At 38.7% G+C, this 19,385-nt stretch carries 12 protein-coding genes; 6 read left to right on the forward strand and 6 right to left on the reverse strand.

All coding sequences use genetic code 11. The features are described 5' to 3' along the window. Positions 1-13: 13 nt before the first annotated feature. Complete coding sequence (gene atpG, locus R2800_07560) at positions 14-877, reverse strand: ATP synthase F1 subunit gamma (GenBank protein ID MEZ5016893.1); 864 nt, start codon at positions 875-877, stop codon at positions 14-16. 153 nt (positions 878-1,030) lie between these two features. Beyond that, positions 1,031-3,286 (reverse strand): T9SS type A sorting domain-containing protein, encoded by a 2,256-nt coding sequence (locus R2800_07565; protein ID MEZ5016894.1) that lies wholly within the window; start codon positions 3,284-3,286, stop codon positions 1,031-1,033. Positions 3,287-3,835: 549 nt separating this feature from the next. Here R2800_07565 and pyk point away from each other — a divergent pair. Next, positions 3,836-5,275, forward strand: coding sequence for a pyruvate kinase (gene pyk, locus R2800_07570; protein ID MEZ5016895.1), 1,440 nt, complete (start codon positions 3,836-3,838; stop codon positions 5,273-5,275). Positions 5,276-5,316: 41 nt separating this feature from the next. Beyond that, positions 5,317-5,919, forward strand: coding sequence for a hypothetical protein (locus R2800_07575; protein MEZ5016896.1), 603 nt, complete (start codon positions 5,317-5,319; stop codon positions 5,917-5,919). Here R2800_07575 and panC read toward each other — a convergent pair. Then, positions 5,916-6,758: a pantoate--beta-alanine ligase gene (gene panC, locus R2800_07580; protein ID MEZ5016897.1), complete on the reverse strand. Its 843-nt coding sequence runs from the start codon at positions 6,756-6,758 to the stop codon at positions 5,916-5,918. The genes R2800_07575 and panC overlap by 4 nt on opposite strands. A 109-nt stretch (positions 6,759-6,867) precedes the next feature. On the opposite strand from panC, the gene R2800_07585 reads away from it, so the two are divergent. The 4 genes from R2800_07585 to metK are packed head-to-tail and all read left to right on the forward strand — an operon-like array spanning position 6,868 to position 12,321. Next, positions 6,868-7,692, forward strand: a complete 825-nt coding sequence (locus tag R2800_07585; GenBank protein ID MEZ5016898.1) for a glycogen/starch synthase — start codon at positions 6,868-6,870, stop codon at positions 7,690-7,692. Between the two features lie 39 nt (positions 7,693-7,731). Further along, positions 7,732-9,168, forward strand: a complete 1,437-nt coding sequence (locus R2800_07590) for a DUF4270 family protein (GenBank protein MEZ5016899.1) — start codon at positions 7,732-7,734, stop codon at positions 9,166-9,168. Between the two features lie 11 nt (positions 9,169-9,179). Beyond that, positions 9,180-11,018, forward strand: a complete 1,839-nt coding sequence (gene glmS, locus R2800_07595) for a glutamine--fructose-6-phosphate transaminase (isomerizing) (protein MEZ5016900.1) — start codon at positions 9,180-9,182, stop codon at positions 11,016-11,018. A gap of 49 nt (positions 11,019-11,067) precedes the next feature. Further along, positions 11,068-12,321 carry a methionine adenosyltransferase gene (gene metK / locus R2800_07600; protein MEZ5016901.1) on the forward strand — a complete coding sequence of 418 codons (1,254 nt, stop codon included), beginning with the start codon at positions 11,068-11,070 and terminating at the stop codon, positions 12,319-12,321. A 163-nt stretch (positions 12,322-12,484) separates the two neighbouring features. On the opposite strand, the gene R2800_07605 is transcribed toward metK, so the two are convergent. The 3 genes from R2800_07605 to R2800_07615 form a co-directional block, all read right to left on the reverse strand. Then, positions 12,485-13,909: a GEVED domain-containing protein gene (locus tag R2800_07605; GenBank protein MEZ5016902.1), complete on the reverse strand. Its 1,425-nt coding sequence runs from the start codon at positions 13,907-13,909 to the stop codon at positions 12,485-12,487. Positions 13,910-14,184: 275 nt separating this feature from the next. Then, on the reverse strand, positions 14,185-15,624 hold the full coding sequence (locus tag R2800_07610; GenBank protein MEZ5016903.1) for a GEVED domain-containing protein: 1,440 nt from the start codon (positions 15,622-15,624) through the stop codon (positions 14,185-14,187). Between the two features lie 152 nt (positions 15,625-15,776). Further along, positions 15,777-19,076, reverse strand: a complete 3,300-nt coding sequence (locus R2800_07615; GenBank protein ID MEZ5016904.1) for a T9SS type A sorting domain-containing protein — start codon at positions 19,074-19,076, stop codon at positions 15,777-15,779. Positions 19,077-19,385 lie beyond the last annotated feature (309 nt).

Genomic DNA, 19,385 nt, shown 5'->3' on the forward strand with positions numbered 1-19,385 from the left:
TATTCCTGTGTTATTATCCTTGTAGTGCAGCAGCTCCACTTACGATCTCTGTAAGCTCTGTAGTAATAGCTGCTTGACGAGCACGGTTGTAGCTGATCTTCAAATTACGAAGTAACTCATCCGCATTTTCAGTTGCTTTATCCATTGCCGTCATACGAGCACCGTGCTCAGATGCGTGACAATCCAATACCGCTTTGAATACTTGTGTATTCAATATCTTCGGCATCAACTCTTCGATCAATACTTCTTTAGTAGGCTCAAAAATAAAGTCAGAACTAGCTTCTCCTTCTTTCTTCTCTACTTTAGGTATTGGCAAGAAAGCCTCTGAAGTAAATACTTGTGTAGCAGCGTTTTTAAACTCGCTATATACCAATTCTACTTTATCATACTCTTTATTCAAGAACGCCTCCTGCGCATATACAGAAGCAGCACGTACGCTTTCAAAGGTCAAATCAGAGAATATAGACCAGTATTCTTTTACCACTTTATAGCCATGCTTTACAAAGTAGTCATAACCTTTTTTACCTATTGGCAATAAGGTTACATTCTTCCCTGTATATGTTTTATTAGCAAGCTCTCTGGCAGTTTTGATCAAGTTCGTATTATACGCTCCGCAAAGACCACGATCACTAGTAACAACAATGATCAATACATTTTCTATCGGGCGTTCTTCAGCCAACTTCATATCCATATCGCTACCACTAGCAATATTGCTCAACATTTCTTGCAATTTTTGCGCATAAGGACGCATTTGCTGAATGGCATCTTGAGCACGACGTAATTTAGCGGCACTTACCATCTTCATCGCCTTTGTGATCTGCTTTGTAGACGTTACCGATGAAATTCGGTTTCTGACCTCTTTAAGTTGTCCTGACATATAATACTAATATGAATTGATAAACTGCGCGCAAAAGTACGCCATGTATATCAAAACTCAAAAGAATACACCATATTGGTTATACACATTCACCAAAATAACATAAAGCCACGTATTGCGTGGCTTTATGTCTGTTATAAATCAGCGTATTACCTATTGAATACTAACGCTTTGTGTATGTAGCTCGCTACCTTTAGAAGTAACTTTAAGTATATATACACCTGTAGCTAATGAGCTAGGAAGCTCCATACGGTAGTCAGACTTAAGCTTTAAGGCTGTTCCATCGTACAATGAAGCTACATGCTGCCCCATAACATTATATAATGCTATGCTTACCGGTGCATCATCTTCTACCTCGCCTTTTACTTTAACACTTACATAAGTATTAGCCGGGTTAGGATATACTTCAAACTGAGCATTATCTAAACCTTTAGTGTTAGCATTAGCTACGCCAGAAGGCTTGTAGAACCAGAAATCTTTACACTTGGCAGGTGCAGGTATCAATAATTTGAACGGTACGCTACCATCTGTTGTAATAAGGCTGATATTTGGATCTTCTATTTGGTCATAATTCCACCAACCGTCAGCAATATCAATATCGCTATAAACTGGTGTACAGTGCTGGTATGAATTATTACATAGTGTGGTTGCCGTACTTAGGTCTCCATTACCATCAGTACGATAGTATTTAACACCTAATACATTACTATTGGGATCCCACTTAGGCGCCATGAATGAGATACGTGCATTCAAGTTAGGGTTGTTGGCCACAAACTCAGTAGCCCAAGTAATATTAGACAAGCCGCCACCTAAGTCATCGAAATAGCCGGTATTGTTTTGTGTAAAGTAGGTTTTCCAGAAATTAATATTGTTGATACCAATATTTGTACCGCTCCATGTAGGCTCAATTTCAGCCATGAAAGGATTGATATTATTCGACAAGGTTGGCGGGTTATTACCATTTGTAGGGTTACCACAATTACCTTGGTCCCATCCTGACTGTAACCCTGCTAAGTATAATTTATCAGTACCATTAGGGCTAGGTAGCACCTGTGTACCCCAATTATAATCTATTGCGCTAAATGCAATTCTGTGATTTTGTGTGTATGGTGTAAAGTTCAGCGTAGCCTTATCTATATAAGTCATACGTATCATCTCAGCATAGGTTTTAAAACCAGTACCTGGAGAACTAGGTGTACCCATAGTAGAGTTATCAGGAAGAAATGCATTACTAAATACATACAAACCTGTGTTTAAATTATCTTCAAACGCACCATAACCATGCTCAAACATTCTTAAGTTCGATGGTGTTTCTCCACCAAAAGGCAATACTTTATTTTCAATAAATGGTCTTAATGCTACGGTATTGAATGCTCCACCACCAGTACCAGCTTCATCCACTCTTAATGATAATGTTGCAGAACCGTAGCTCAACCACATTGCCGGAGTACTAGAGTACTTAGAGTTGTCATATATATAATCAGAGTTAGTACTACCTGTGATGTATAGATCTCCAGTACCATCATTCATTGGCACTATTCTCATCGCCATATCAAAATCATATAGCTCAGGATAAACCTGATCAACAGAGCATTGTACCCATGGCTTGTCATAAGTTTTAGCACCTACTACCTGCGGTGTAGGGTTGATATTATTATCAATATCGAACTTGATCAATAAGATACGCTTGTCTTGACAGCTAGGTCCCCACTGAGGAATGAAATTTGGTGTACCATCTCCAAATAGTCTACCAGGGCCACCTAAGTCTGTTTCTAAACCATCATAACCACATATATATAGATAGGAGTTACCCGATGGTGTTCCCCCATTATACTCCTCGTGGTAAATAGCATGAGTTGCATAGATGTTAGCATAGTCACCACTTTGTGGTAGTGGAGATGCTATCTCGTAGGTATTCAACAAGCGACCATCTGCAATATTTATACGTAATACCAATATCAGATCTCTGGTATTATGTCTTGGATGGTTTAGTGCTCTTGCTTCTACTACTATTAATGCCTCGGTACTAGTGTAAGGCACAATATCTACACAGCGTACATCCTCATACTCCGGTGTCAAATCGTAGCGAACACCTACAGAGTAAGTACCACCCCATTGCAGGTCGCCAGCACCGGTTGTATACATAAAGTGTATAGACTCTCCTTGCTTGGTTCTAGGGCTGGCAATTGTACCTGTACCAAAAATAGTACCTGCCATGATCATGGCATTACCATTAGAGCCAGGCACTTCTTCTACTGCGTAGTTTTTTAAGTTTTCGCCAGTCGTGTAATTGTTGATAACTGTAGCTTGCCCAAAGCTAGAAAGAGAGCTCAACCCTAAGGCAATTGTTAATGCAGCTTTTGTAATAAAGCTGTTACTTCCTAGACGGAAGTGTCTTAATTGTTTCATGATGAATTGGTTTTTAAGTGAAAAAAATCGTTCCGGAGGGTGTATGATGAAGTTATGACATATGACAGCAAATCTTTGATCCGATCATACGAAATAACGATATGGTAATACGAAAGTGCCTTTTGGTTGCACGAAAGACCTTTAAAGAGAAAACACAAACCTGATTGTAAGTAGGTTTACTAAGCAATAATGAGCCTACTTACAATCTGGTATATTTTCTAAGAATAGCCACTTTAGGTAGTACCATTCTGTAGAAAACTCAAAGGTCTGTGCGACTTGGTTATGGTGAGTCTCATGATGACAAGTCAATACACTTGGCTCCAAATAGGGGGATGTCGGCTTTATAAAACCAAAGTTAATATAACCACCTACCTGTATGAACCATGAAATAACCAATAGCCAGAAAATCAATACGAAATCACTATACCATCCAATAAAACAGACTTGGCTACTTCAAAAACTGTCTTTAATTTTCACTTAAAGGGGAATAGCAATTAATTAATCTTAAAAGCCCTATATTTCCCGAGAAATAAGAGAAATTGCATCATTATGAGTAATAACAACTCCCAATTACACAACACGAAGATCATAGCAACCGTTGGCCCAGCATGTAATACATACGAGAAACTATTGGCACTGGTAGAAGCAGGGGTAAACGTATTCAGACTGAACTTCTCACATGGCACTCATGCCCAACACGAGGAGGTCATCCAGCATATACGTCGCATCAATGATGACTTCCCTTTTAATATTGTGATACTTGGCGACCTACAAGGCCCTAAGCTACGCGTAGGTGAAATAAAAGACAATGCACTAGAACTAGCTGAGGGTGATACCATCTACTTTACTAATGAAAAAGTAGTAGGCACACATGATAATATATATATATCCTACCCCAACTTTGCCAAAGATGTAAAAGTAGGCGAGAAAATACTACTCGACGATGGCAAGATGGAAGTGTTGATAAAAGAAATAACCACTGACAATAGAGTAAAAGGAGAAGTCTTGGTAAGAGGCACTCTATCTTCTAACAAAGGAGTGAACTTACCTGACACCAAAATATCTCTACCTTCTATCTCTGAAAAAGACATGAGGGATATTGACTTCATTGCAGAGCAGAATATAGGTTGGATAGCATTATCATTTGTAAGAAAACCAGATGATATACATACGCTAAGAAAGATATTGGAAGCAAAGGGCAGCCATGCAAAGATCATAGCGAAAATAGAGAAGCCTGAAGCGCTAGAACATCTTAGAGAAATAATACTAGCCACAGACGCGGTAATGGTAGCTCGTGGCGACTTGGGAGTAGAGCTGCCTTTGGAGAAAATACCTATGATACAAAAGAACATTGTTCGTAAATGTATCCATAGGGCAAAGCCTGTGATCATAGCTACACAGATGATGGAAAGCATGATGGACAGAACACGCCCTAACCGTAGTGAGATAACCGATGTTGCCAACGCCGTACTGGAAGGTGCTGATGCCGTGATGTTAAGCGGAGAAACCGCAATGGGAGAATACCCTGTGAAAGTGATAGAGACAATGGTCAGCATCATCAACGAAGTAGAAAAACAAGAGATCATATACAACCATAACCTTGTACCACAGCCTCACTCGCCATCTTTTTTGAGTGATGCACTTTGCTACAATGCTTGTGAGATAGCGCAGAATGTAAATGCAGATGCCTTAATAGGCATGACACAATCGGGCTACACTGGTTTTATGTTATCCAGCTACCGACCACGCTCTCCGCTATACATCTTTACGAAGACGGAAACCCTTGTCAACCAACTTAGCCTTAGCTGGGGTGTACAAGCTTTTTTCTACGAGCGAGAGGAAGGTTTGGATGAAATATTTGAAGATCAGATAGCCATACTTAAAGAGAAAGGATTGCTAAAAACAAATGATATTGTGATCAACACAGGCAGCACACCTGTTAAGGAGCACCTGCCTACCAATATGTTAAAAATATCCAGAGTAAAATAAGCTCCTTATCATTGGCATATTTGTTGACTTAGTATATACCTATGAGGTTTATTCTACTTGTTTTATTGGCTTTACCATCAATTGTTGTAGCCCAGCCTTACGAGCTGAGCTATGACAAAGATGATATGCCCGAATTGTATAATAATATCTCCGTATACGTCAGCGATCAATCAGATGCTACTAGCACTACAAAGGGAGTGTTGTACTACCAAGGTAGAATAGTGAAACGTAATAACCTCCACTTTGAGAAAAAAGACCTTTATGCAGCAGAGGGGAAACTCCCCTTTACTTTAAAAACAGGAGGTAAAGAAATTCCGTTGACCTTAGAGCTACCTATTCTAGACGATATACGTTTCAACTTATATACTGATAGTATCAAACCCGTGCTAAATTATTACCTTAATATAGAGGGTATATTTACTAATGGTAGAATATTCCCATTAGACACTTCGCTGATTAGTGTTAGCTGTAGTGCTGGTGCAATGGATGGCTTCACCTGGCTAAAACCAGAGACCATCAATTTTGACAAAGTGACATTTACTGCTATTTGCAAATACAACCCTGCCATAGCGCAACACCTTACTATATATATACAGCGAGCGACAGACCCTAGAGATGAGCCTGATTATGAAGATCAAGACTAGAGCAGCATATTATCAATAAGCCGCACATCACCTAGCCAAGCTACTACAAGTGCTACCATATTTCTATTAGCATCATACTCCTCTAGTAGTGTTAGGTCATCGGCATCTGCTAAAGACACATATTCTGGAACAAAGCCCTTGTCTTTCAATATATCAATGCACTCTTTCTGTACTGTACTAAAGCTACTATCTGTTTGTTTTGTTTTTATAGATACTAAACACTGATATAGCAACATCGCCTTTGCCCGCTGAAACTCTGTCAACCTTCTATTTCTGGAGCTCATAGCCAAGCCGTCAGGTTCCCTTTGTGTAGCGCAAATGATCAACTCTGTATTCAAACCCAATTGCCTCAATAGGTTTTTAACGACCATGCATTGCTGGTAGTCCTTTTGCCCCATATAAAGTTTATGAGGCTGTACGATATCGAGTAATCTGGCCACTACCTGACCAACGCCTTCAAAATGTCCCGGTCTCTCCTTCCCTTCCAGTATCGTATCTAGATATCCAAAATCATAGGTAGGCATTTTATCTGCCCCTTCAGGATACATTTCTTCTACCGATGGAAGGAACAAAATATCGCAACCTGCGTCAATGAGCATGGTTATATCATCTTCTACAGATATAGGGTACTTTTCGTAGTCTTTTTTATCATTGAACTGGGTTGGATTTACAAAAATGCTAGCCACAGTAATGGTATCCTCACCTTGAGCATTTTGCACTAAAGAGATATGCCCTTGGTGCAATGCCCCCATCGTAGGCACAAAACTTATAATTTGTCCTTTCTCCTTGATTTTCAACAAGTAAGGTTGAATATCAGCCACTTTTTTGAAGATGATCATGCTTTATATTTAAGACAACGGGGACAAAATAAGGCAGGTAAATTAATATTTTCGTAATTTTGCAGACAATTTTATTCATAATACATCTTTTAATAAATAATCCATACACATGGCTGCAGACAAAAAACGTGTCTTAATTATTGCCAACGAGCTATCCCCTTACATCGAATTTTCTGATTTTGCCCAGATCATGAACGACCTTGCGGTAAAAACATTTGACTCGGGCTTGGAGATCAGGATCATCATGCCTCGTTTTGGTGTAATTAACGAAAGAAGACACCGCTTGCACGAAGTAGTACGTCTTTCCGGTATCAATATCATTATTGATAAGGATGACTACCCTTTAATCATCAAAGTGGCTTCTTTACCCAACGCACGTCTGCAGGTTTATTTCATGGATAATGACGATTACTTCAAACGTAAGCAAGTATTCCGCGATGCCAAGGATAAGTTCTTTGATGACAACGCAGAACGTATGATATTTTTCTGTAAGAGTGCTATGGAGACGGTTAAAAAGTTTGGATGGCCTCCGGATATCATACACTGCCATGGCTGGATGACGTCTTTAATACCTTTGTACCTAAAGACAACCTACAAAAAAGAGCCTGTTTTCAACGAATCGAAGGTTATCTATACTGCTCAGTCTGACCAGTTTACAGAAAAACTAGGTGAAAACTTCCTTCAAAAAGCTGCTATCAGTGCAGACATTAAGGATAAGGACCTTGAGATCTTTAAAGATGGCACCAACGAAGCCTTAACAATTGGCGGTGCAAAACATGCTGATGTAGTAATACATGGAGATGCAGATGTTGAGGCACAAATAAAAGGTGATATCAAGGCTAGCAGATACAAAAAAGTAGTACAGCACAACGAAGCATGGAAAGAAGATATATCTACTCTGTTCGATCTTTATCAAAGCTTAACAGAGTCTTAGAATATCTTTTACCATCTTAGCGAAAATTATAAGACCATTTTGAGAAAAGCTTTAAAGTTTTTAAGCGCCGCAGTATTTACGGCAAGTGCAGGCCTGCTGGCTACCAGCTGCAATGAAGATACCATTATACCCGCTAAAGTAGCACCAGGCAACAACCTCATCAACCTTATAGAGGTACCGGACACCTTCACTATTATTAGCAAATCGCTATATATAGATACATTAAGAACGAGTGCTAAGTTTGATGGCATACGTATCATTAGAGCAGTAGGTACTGTGGTAGACCCTTATTTTGGCAAAACAAATGCCGGAGTTTACTTTCAAGTAAAACCTAGCTCCAATGATATCAACTTTTCGTCTAACCCATATACTATTGATTCTGCGGTTTTGGTACTTCCATACACCCGCTTTTCTTGGGGAGATACTACCAACCCTCAAAATCAGAAGTTCAACGTATATGAGCTTACAGAAGACTTAAGCATAGACGATGTGTACTATAGTAATACTACCAAGAATGTGGATCGAAACAATCCTTTGGCTAGCCTTAATGTAGACCTAAAAGCATTAAGAGCATCTGCGGCGGTAGGTACAATGACACCACCTATAGTAGGTACAGGCAACAATAAAGATACTGTAGGGCCTCACCTTCGTTTTAAACTACCTCAAACTTATATAGACAGGGTTATAAGCAAAGTAGGTACTTCTACTTTTCAGACTCCTGCTAATTTTCTAGCAGAGTTCAAAGGTTTTTACATAGAGCCAGACACCAACCAGAATACCAACCTAATGCCGTACTTCTTCTTAGACGGTTCTGAAGACTACACACGTGCAGCAGTGGTATTCTACTATCATGACAATGCAACCCCTAACGAGCAAAAAACACTATTTTTTGACTTCGATCGTGACGAATGTGCTCAATTCAACTGGGTGAGCCGTGCATATACACCTAAGGCTAAAGCTATATTTGACAAATACGCACAAACAAAAGATCAATCAGACCCTGAAATAATACTACAAAACCTTCCGGGTGCTGCTATCGACCTACGTATACCTAACATTAAAAACATGCCAACGGGCATTATCAATAAAGCCGAGATCATTATCTCGCTAGTAGGCTCTGGCAATGCTAACGAAGACTCTACATTCTGGGGACCTGTAAGAATAGACCCTTGGGGCGTAAACCCCGATGGCACTCTTTACTCTATAGAAGACCGAAACTATAACGATCAGGCGTCTGCTATATCCTTTATTGGTGGCGGATCATCCTTCGGTGCTATTAATGGAAAGGTTGTTAAACAATACAAATTTAATATACCTAAAGAGGTGCAAAAAGCTATTAAAGACAAACGCGATGAGTTACATTTGCGTTTGATAGGCGCTCAAGGCTTCCCTGCGGCATATAGACTTATTGCCGGTGGTGAAACAAACAGTACTTACACTGTTGAGTTCCATATCGTTTATTCTAAAACTCAATAAAGAACATACTTATGTGTGGTATAGTTGGCTACATTGGCAATAAAGAGGCTTTCCCTATATTAATTAAAGGGTTAAAGAGATTAGAATACAGGGGCTACGATAGTGCAGGTGTTGCACTGTTGAACGGCGACCTGAACGTCTATAAAAAGGCAGGCAAGGTTAGTGAACTAGAAAAAGAGACGGACAACAAAGACGTATCTGCAACTATAGGCATAGGTCATACCAGATGGGCAACACATGGAGAGCCTAATGATAGTAACGCCCACCCACATATCTCTCAGTCGGGGGACTTAGCTATTATTCACAATGGTATTATAGAAAACTACGCTTCTATCAGAGAAGAATTGGAAAAGCGTGGTTATAAATTTCAATCAGACACTGATACAGAGGTTTTAATTAACCTGATAGAGGAAATACAACAACAGGATAAGCTAGAGTTGGAAGATGCAGTGCGCGTAGCACTAAATGAAGTCGTAGGTGCTTATGCTATTGTTATCATCAACAAGTCTAACCCCGACAAGCTAATAGCTGCACGTAAAGGAAGCCCATTGGTAATAGGTGTTGGCGAAGATGAATTCTTCATAGCTTCTGACGCTACACCAATTATAGAATACACTAAAAACGTTATATACCTGGATGATCAGGAATATGCAGTGGTTAATCGTGATGGCAAATACGTTATCAAAACACTAGGCAATGTAGAGAAGTCTCCAGCGGTACAGAAGTTAGAAATGAGTCTTGAAGCTATTGAAAAAGGCGGCTTTGACCACTTCATGTTAAAAGAGATATACGAACAACCCAAAGCTATTGCTGATGCTCTTCGTGGACGTATGAGTGCTGATAAAGGCTGGATAAAACTGGGAGGACTAAGCGAATACATCAAACGTATCAATAACGCTGAACGTTTTCTATTTACAGCTTGTGGTACATCATGGCACAGTGGTTTGATCGGTGAATACTTGATCGAAGACCTGGCACGTATACCTGTTGAGGTAGAATATGCTTCTGAATTCCGTTATCGCAACCCAATCATCAACGAAAGTGATGTTGTTGTTGCTATATCACAGTCTGGCGAAACCGCAGATACTTTAGCAGCTATAGAGCTAGCCAAAGAACGTAGAGCATTGATATATGGTATTTGTAACGTTATCGGTTCTTCAATTGCACGTGTATCTCATGCAGGGTCTTACACTCACGCAGGACCGGAAATAGGTGTTGCGTCAACCAAAGCATTCTCTACACAGATAACAATATTGACGCTTATTGCACTGCAAATAGCGCAAGAGAAAGGAACTATTGCCACATCAAGACTTAAAGAAATTCTTTATGAGCTGGAAAACATACCTGGCAAAATAGAAGAAGTTCTTAAACTAGATGAGCAAATAAAAGAAATAGCTTCTATCTACAAAAATGCGAGTAACTTCTTATATCTGGGTCGTGGATACAACTTCCCGGTAGCTCTAGAAGGAGCATTGAAGCTGAAAGAAATATCGTACATACATGCTGAGGGCTACCCTGCTGCAGAAATGAAGCATGGTCCTATTGCACTTATTGACGAGGAAATGCCTGTAGTATTCTTAGCCACCAACCAAAGTGCCTACGAGAAAATAGTATCAAACGTACAGGAAGTAAAAGCACGTAAAGGAAAGATAATTGCGGTAGTACAAAAAGGTGATACCGAGATCAAAAAACTGGCTGACCATGTGATAGAAGTACCTGCAACAGAAGAGATACTTTCTCCACTGATCAGTATCGTTCCTTTACAACTACTAGCATACCACATTGCTATCTTTAGAGACTGTAATGTGGATCAACCACGTAACCTTGCAAAGTCGGTTACAGTTGAATAAAAGATTGTATATTCGCAACCATCATTATATAAAAAACGAAAAGAGATAAATGTCATATCTATTTACATCAGAGTCAGTATCTGAAGGACATCCGGATAAAGTTGCAGACCAAATATCTGACGCTTTAGTAGACAACTTCCTAGCTTGGGATAAGAATTCAAAAATAGCATGCGAAACTTTAGTAACTACAGGACAAGTAGTGCTTGCAGGTGAGGTAAAATGTAATACCTACATTGATGCTCAAAGCATTGCTCGTGACGTTATTGCTAAAATAGGATATACTAAGAGTGAGTATATGTTTGAAGCTAACTCTTGTGGTGTACTTTCTGCTATTCACGAGCAGTCTCCTGACATCAACCAAGGTGTAGACAAGAAGAAGAAAGAAGACCAAGGTGCTGGTGACCAAGGTATGATGTTTGGCTATGCTACTAACGAAACTGCTAGCTACATGCCTTTGGCATTAGACATGTCTCATGCTTTGCTACGTGAGCTTGCGGCTATACGTAAAGAGGGCAAGAAGATGAAATACCTTCGTCCTGATGCTAAGAGCCAAGTAACATTAGAATATAATGACGACAATACGCCGGTACGTATAGACGCTATCGTTCTTTCTACGCAACACGATGATTTTGATACTGAGAAGAAGATGCTGGAGCAGATCACTAATGACGTAAAGAAAATATTAATACCTCGAGTAATAAAGCTTTACCCTCAATACAAAGCTTTGTTCAACAATAAGATCAATTATCACATCAACCCAACTGGTAAGTTTGTTATTGGTGGGCCTCACGGAGATACAGGCCTTACAGGTCGTAAGATCATCGTAGATACTTATGGTGGTAAGGGTGCTCACGGTGGTGGTGCCTTCTCTGGCAAAGATCCTAGTAAGGTAGACCGCTCTGCAGCATATGCAACACGCCACATAGCTAAAAACCTTGTAGCTGCTGGTCTTTGTGACGAGGTTCTTGTACAAGTATCTTATGCTATTGGTGTAGCTAAGCCTACAAGTATCAATGTAGTTACTTATGGTACTGCTAAAGTGGAAATGACTGATGGCGAAATTTCTAAAATCGTAGAAAGCGTATTCGATATGCGCCCTTACTTCATTGAGCAACGTCTTAAACTACGCCAACCAATGTATAGCGAATGTGCTGCATACGGTCACATGGGACGTCAACCTGAGAAAGTAACTAAGACGTTCACTAATGCTGAAGGAAAAACTAAAACAGTAAAAGTTGAGCTATTTACTTGGGAGAAACTAGACTTTGTAAGTAAAGTAAAGAAAGCATTCAACCTAAAATAGTCAATACAAGAATACTATAATATAAAAGCCTCGCAAATTGCGAGGCTTTTATATTTACTAGCAACTACTTATACATCACAGCTGCTGAAAAGCAATCAGTCTTATAAAAAATAAAAAGGGCAGGTAAATACTACCTGCCCTTTCCTATAAAAAGTATTATTAATTATTGCTTAGTCACCTTCAATACTTCATTGTGCGCATCATCAACATACTTAACAGTATAAAGACCCGATGGCAAGCTAGTCATATCTACATTCACTTTATTGCTGGTTACAGGTGTATTGCTGATCACCTTTCCTGTGATATCAATTAACCACACAGAAGCATTACCGGTAGTTTTACCGTTGATCTCCACTGTAAGGTTATTCTCTACAGGGTTAGGATAAGCAGATACATCAAACATATTGTTTCCTGATACTGTATTTACAGATACAGCAGGCTGAGTTAAGAAACCTGTAGTTGTCCAGCCGGATAAAGGCGTTGGGCTACATCTACTTCTTACGTGTACATAGTATTGTGTAGATCCTGAAAGACCTTGCAAGAAAGCACTAGTGTAAGTAGTATAGGTACCTTGTATCACTTGAGGAAGTGTTGCATTAACGCTTACAATATATTCATAACCATAAGCAGTATTTATTGGCGCCCAGCTAGCAACAGCTGTAGAAGCACCTACATTCTGCACAGAAACATTTGGTGCATAACAACAAGGATCTGTTCTAAATGAATCTACTACCCAAGCTGAAGTATCCCAAAATATTGTACTACCTGTAGTATCGCAAACACTACGTAGATAGAAGTAGTACATTGTATCACAAATAAGATTATTATAATTCAATGTAGTTGCTGATGTGTATGTATATCCAATACTTGTTGGAGGTATTGTACTTTTATCATTAGTAAAGTAGTACTCATACAATTTAGCATTTTGCTTTACATTCCAAGTTATAGTAGCTGATTTGTAATCTACATTAGATATAGTCAAACCTGTAGGAGGAACACAAGGGTTAATCACTTCAAAATTATAATCTTCCGCTTCACCCTCTTGGTGGTTACCACATGGGCTAAAACTACCTCCTGGCTCTGGAATACTCTTACGACTAGCCGCTCTTATTCTCATACGTGTTAAACCATGTTTAGCGCTTAATGGAACAGTAAAGCTAGTATTACCTGAACCACCACCACCAGTAAGCGCATTAATAAAGCCTACTAGATCGCCGGCATCAGTGAAGTCTCCATTTTGATTCCAGTCTACATATATTTGTATTCTAGATACATATGTACCCGCTGTACCTCCAGACGGTCCCATTTTTACCGTAACAGTTACGTTACTACCTGCATTTTGCACTACTTTCATACTACTATTACCCGTATAATCTGAATAAGAGGTAGTCGTATTACCACAACCAGTATTGTTATTAGTAATATTAGTTGTACCACCAGTAGTAGTAACATTGTTGATAAACGTACTGTTATCACACTGTATACTGTATGTTGGTATACAGTATTGTGCCTGTGCAACTACTGCAGCAGCTACCATAGCAATAGTTAATGCTATACCTTTGAAAAAAGAGTAAGGCTTTTGGTTCATATAAAACGTGTGTTTAATGCCTTTAGGACAAATATTTACAATTAAGCAATAATAAAAAAATAATACCTATAATACAATAGGGCTGCACACTATATGGCTATTATTTTTCTACTAAATGCCTTTTTATGTTCTCAAAACAGGTAGTATAGCCGTTATACGGCTAACTCTTTTATTTTATAGACAGATTATTAACTAAAATAGTTTGTAATAAATATCATATTGTCACAGAAAAAGGGAGCCTAATAGGCTCCCTTTCTATTTATTACGAATTAACCTTATTGCTTATTTATCTTTATTTGTTGAATCTTTTGATCGTCTTGATATTTAATAATAAAAATGCCGCTCGGCAACTCAGATACATTTAGTTCCTCTAGCCGAACTGTTACACTTTTTTGTTTAAGAACCCTGCCTGTCATATCAAGTATTTCTAATATGGCATTAGCACCTATCTCTCCTTTTATATCTACACTAAGAATACTTGATACAGGATTAGGAAATATGGATATTTCAAAAGTTCCATCCCCAATTGTTGCGTTAACAGACAAAGGAGGTTGTGTTAATAATCCTGTTGTATTCCATTCAGACAGTGGAGTCGGAGTACACCTGCTTCTAACATGAAGGTAATATTGTACACCTCCAGACAAACCTTGCAAAAACGCACTGGTATATGTTGTATAAGTTCCTTTAGCCGATACTGGAATAACAGGTGAGGTACTAACAAGATATTCATAGCCATAAGCTGTTTTAATAGGCGACCAACTAGCTACAGCTGTTGTACTTGTTATATTTTGAATTGACACATTAGGATTATAACAACAAGGATCAGTTCTAAAAGAGTCTAATGTCCACGAAGACGTGTCCCAAAATATTGTAGAGCCTGTAGTGTCACAAATACTTCTCAAATAGAAATAATATTGAGTATCGCATACTAAATCACTAAATAACATAGATGTATCTGTAGTATACTTATACCCTACACTGGTAGGTGGTATTGTGCTCTTATCATTTGTAAAATAGTATTCATACAGTTTTGCATTCCCCTTACTATTCCATTTAATATTAGCTGATTTATAATTAACGTCACCACTGCTGAGATTAGTAGGTGGTAAACAAGGATTAATCACCTCGAAATTGTAATCTTCGGCCTCTCCTTCTTGGTGGTTAGCACAAGGATCAAAAGAACTTGCAAGCTCAGGAACACTTTTACGGCTAGCAGCTCTTACTCTCATTCTAGTAACACCATGCTTGGCACTTAATGGCACACTAAAAGTAAGGTTACCTGCGCTACCACTACCTGTTAATGCAGGTATAGCTCCTACAAGTTCTCCCGGATCAGAAAAACTTCCATTTTGGTTCCAATCAACATATATCTGTATTCTAGAAATATAATTACATACAGCACATGGACTAGGTCCTGTCAATGGTCCCATTTTTACGTTTACGGTAACAGAACTACCTGCATCTTGTATTACTTTCATAGTTGTATTACCAGTATAGTCAGAATAAGATGCAGCGGTATTACCACAACCTGTATTGTTATTGATGATATTGGTCATAGCACCTGTCGTTGTTACATTATCTATAAAGGTACTACCACTACATGATAATGTATAAGTAGGAATACAGTAAGATTGTGCATTTGACATTGATACACTAATAAATACTATAGCTAGTACATAAGCTATTCTTATGGCAATTGATCGGGCAAAGTTCATTATGATATAGATTTAAACGTTAGAGATATACATATAGACAGCTATTATACGTTTAATAGTTTGCTAATAACTCCTTTTTAATCTTTAATTAACCGCATAAAAAAGAGACTCCATAAGAGTCTCTTTTCAATAATTTGTATTTTATTAATGTACTATTGCTTGTTTACTTTTATCAGCTCATTTCTTTGCTCATCATGGTATTTCAACAAGTACATTCCTGATGGTAATTCTGATACATTCAGCTCCATCTTAGCACCGGTCACCTCGCTACGCATTACCACTTTACCGGTAATATCTTGTAGCTCTACTACTGCTCCATTTCCTATCAAACCAGCTACTTCCAGTTGTAATACATCACTTACAGGGTTTGGATATACTGCTATACCCGTATTGTTCGATACATTACTTACTGATAATGGCCATGTTTGGAATGGTTTAGATACCCAGTTAGAATACTCATAGATATCATTACACTTAGTACGTGCGTGGATGTAGTAGTTAACACCTGGCGTTAAGTATGGTGCTAATACACTGGTAGTCTTTGTTTGAGTACCAAATGATGGCGCTACTGAAGACTTATTGATCACATACTCATAGTGCTCAGCTGTTTTAACTGGTTTCCATGAGATAACCACTCTATCTGTTGTTAATGAAGACAAAGTAATATCCGGCTCATGACAAGTGATCTTCGTTACGAATGAATCCAAGCCCCATGCTGAAGAGTCTTTTGCACCACAGATGTAACGCACGTGGATATAATGCTTCGTATCTTCTTGTAAACCACTTGGTATAGAGATCTGGTTAGTAACTGTTTGGGTAGCACCTGCTGAGCTAGTTGGCGTCTTAGGATCTGTATTTACGATCACTTGATAGCCAATTGGGTTCCATACAGGGTTCCACTCTATATCAACTGATATTGCTGTGATATTCTTGGTCTTGATACCATCTGGTGTTGCTACACAACGAATACCGATACGGCCATTCTCTACACCGGTGTAGTTACCTAAGCTATCAAACAATGGTGTTGCTTGAAGCGAGTTTGCTACTGTATCTGTATTGGCATTAGTATAGTTATAACCTTCCCATGCACCACCTGCGCTTGAGCGAGCGATAACGGCATTGGTCTCTGAAGACACATTACCTATCCATGGGTCTTTATAAAATACTTTTGGCTTAGAAGAATATTTCAAGTCATTACCATCAATAGAAGTAAAGAAGAACATTCTGCCTACTCCATTATTAATTGGGTTAGCTTTTGTACCTGTGTACTGTCTGATAGTTACAGGATTTGCAGGAACATCATTACCCCATGCTATCTCTGCTACTTTATCTCCACCAAATGTAAACTCTTGAACATCGTTAGCCACTGGCATTGCCGGTGAAGCTACACAAGCAGGAGGAGTAGATGTTGGTGTGAACTCATAAGCACCTAGGTCAGGAACACCATCTTGTGGCTCACGAGCACGTGGGTTACCTGCTACGTCCATAGTATCATTTTCAATATGCTTACCACGACCGTTTACAGACCATGCATCAGGGTTAGACGCTTGTGGCATTAGGTTCTTAGCCGCAGCATCTGTATATCCCGGATCATGGAAAAGAGAGTTCATATCCATATTGGTCTTGTTCTTCCACGCTACAAATGATGATGTAGTGTAATATGGAGAACCTTGATAGAACATAGTACCTGTACCAGGCGAGTGGTATAGATTATAGTCCATATTAGCATACTGAGGACGATAGTTATATATCAAAGTACCTCTTGTATCACTCTTTGAGAATATGTTGTTATACAACTTAGAGTTGTATGAAGAAGATGTATTGTAGATATAAGCACCATAGTTGGTATATCCTGTAGAATTACTATGGAAAGTGTTGTTATAGAACGAAGATGGAGCACGGTTGTAATAAACTCTAAGTGCATAACTAGTGCTAGGAGTTTTTACCATTACTGCATTGTTCATAAACCTAGGCTTAGAATAATAAGCATAGATACCATAAGTAGTACCACTATTACTGCTTATGTCAAAAACGTTACCGTCAACTATAGCACCTTGATAAGATGTAGAGTTACAGTATAAATAAAGTCCGTAGTGTGTAGCGCTAGTAACATGAGAGTTCACCTTGTTACCTTTGAACAACAGACCATTACCATAATAGATATAGTTGTACGTAGTTGAACGACCACCTTCAACATTGTAGGTATTGTTCATAATACGAGTATTACCATAGTATGCCATATAGTTATACATACCACCGCTACCTACTTTAGATAGGTTGATCGTATTGTTCGTAAACGTATCTGGCCAGTTAGCACCGTTGTAGCACATATATTGGTTGTAGATGTAGCTAGACGATGTAGACGTTGTTTTATAGTTGAATGTATTGCCTGAAGCTCTAGACTTATCGTTGTAATACAACGGACCATAACCACGGATATAACCACGGCTTTGTGTTACATTAACAACGTTATCTAAATACGTCATACCTCTACTGTAATAAGTATATAGTGGATATGTTGTACCAGTGTTATTACTTAGGTTAAACACATTGTCGTGCATCTCAGGCTTGTTAATACTACTATTAGAATAATAGTTAGCAAAGTAAGTACGGATACCATAAAGCGTACTTGTAGTATACGCTTCTACATTATTATTGTTGAACTGGAAATTATTGTTTGGGTAGTAGTGATAATGTGCATAGTAAGTACCTGAACCACTACGTTTAAACGTGTTATTCAATATTCTCAAGTTGCTAGTGTAGTAAGAATACATACCATAGTAGCCCGAAGTGTTAGAAAACTCGTTGTTAGCGAAAATAGTATTCTCAGGGCCATTGGTAGTGTTACTACCTCTCCAGTATACCCAAGTACCACCTTGTGTAAACTTATTGCCTGTAAATACGTTGTTGCTACCCGTAAAGCCATATGCATAAATCAATGCTCTAGCATTCGAAGAGCTCGAGGTTGTTTTACCGTCAAACAAGCAATTAATGACACTATCGTTAGAAGCCTGCCCTTGGAACTCAAGCATACGTTGATAGCTTGAACTACTTGTTCGTAGTGTTAGGTTTTTAATGGTTACGTAGTTCGCATTATTTAAACGGAACACATAGTTGCTAGACGAAGATGTAGATGCCGTAATGGTCACCTTAGTTCTGTCATTGCTTTGAGAAGTAAACGTAACTCTATTAGTAGAGCTAGCTCCCGTAATGCTGTTGATCTGTCCTCTCCAGCTTGAGCCAGAGTAGCTACCATCTCTTACCATAAATGTTACCGGGCCAGACACACCATTTGAATTCAGTGCGCTGATAGCAGCAGAAAGTGTGGAGTAATCCGGAGATGTACCTCCAATGGTGTACGTACCACTTAACTGTGCAGCTGCTGGCAACACGCTTGCTAAGAGTAAGACTACTGGCAGTATTACCTTTTTAAATTTGTCTAAGTGCTTCATTTAATTAACTGTTTAACGTTTTTTAAATAGGCTTTTTGCAAGCCTTTTTCGTTTTGTAATGGACGAAATCATTCCTAAATAAATAGTTAGGAAACATATGTATAACGGGTATAGTAAAATTAACTATGGAGCAGTTTCACAAATATTAAAATGGAAACATGTCTATTAAAATGAAATTAAGTAACGATAAAACGTTAATGCTATCACTATATCAATAGCCTGTATCCTACAACCAGAGTACAATAGAAGAGAATAGGAAAAACTAATAAAAGAGTAACTGAATAACAGAGAAAAGGTGTACATAAACAA

Origin of the sequence: Flavipsychrobacter sp., assembly GCA_041392855.1 — a bacterium.
Taxonomy (GTDB): Bacteria; Bacteroidota; Bacteroidia; order Chitinophagales; family Chitinophagaceae; genus UBA5543.

Coding starts and splice junctions, on each gene's coding strand:
- atpG (MEZ5016893.1), bottom strand. CDS start 877: ATGTCAGGACAACTTAAAGAGGTCAGAAACCGAATTTCATCGGTAACG.
- R2800_07565 (MEZ5016894.1), bottom strand. CDS start 3,286: ATGAAACAATTAAGACACTTCCGTCTAGGAAGTAACAGCTTTATTACA.
- pyk (MEZ5016895.1), top strand. CDS start 3,836: ATGAGTAATAACAACTCCCAATTACACAACACGAAGATCATAGCAACC.
- R2800_07575 (MEZ5016896.1), top strand. CDS start 5,317: ATGAGGTTTATTCTACTTGTTTTATTGGCTTTACCATCAATTGTTGTA.
- panC (MEZ5016897.1), bottom strand. CDS start 6,758: ATGATCATCTTCAAAAAAGTGGCTGATATTCAACCTTACTTGTTGAAA.
- R2800_07585 (MEZ5016898.1), top strand. CDS start 6,868: ATGGCTGCAGACAAAAAACGTGTCTTAATTATTGCCAACGAGCTATCC.
- glmS (MEZ5016900.1), top strand. CDS start 9,180: ATGTGTGGTATAGTTGGCTACATTGGCAATAAAGAGGCTTTCCCTATA.
- metK (MEZ5016901.1), top strand. CDS start 11,068: ATGTCATATCTATTTACATCAGAGTCAGTATCTGAAGGACATCCGGAT.
- R2800_07605 (MEZ5016902.1), bottom strand. CDS start 13,909: ATGAACCAAAAGCCTTACTCTTTTTTCAAAGGTATAGCATTAACTATT.
- R2800_07610 (MEZ5016903.1), bottom strand. CDS start 15,624: ATGAACTTTGCCCGATCAATTGCCATAAGAATAGCTTATGTACTAGCT.
- R2800_07615 (MEZ5016904.1), bottom strand. CDS start 19,076: ATGAAGCACTTAGACAAATTTAAAAAGGTAATACTGCCAGTAGTCTTA.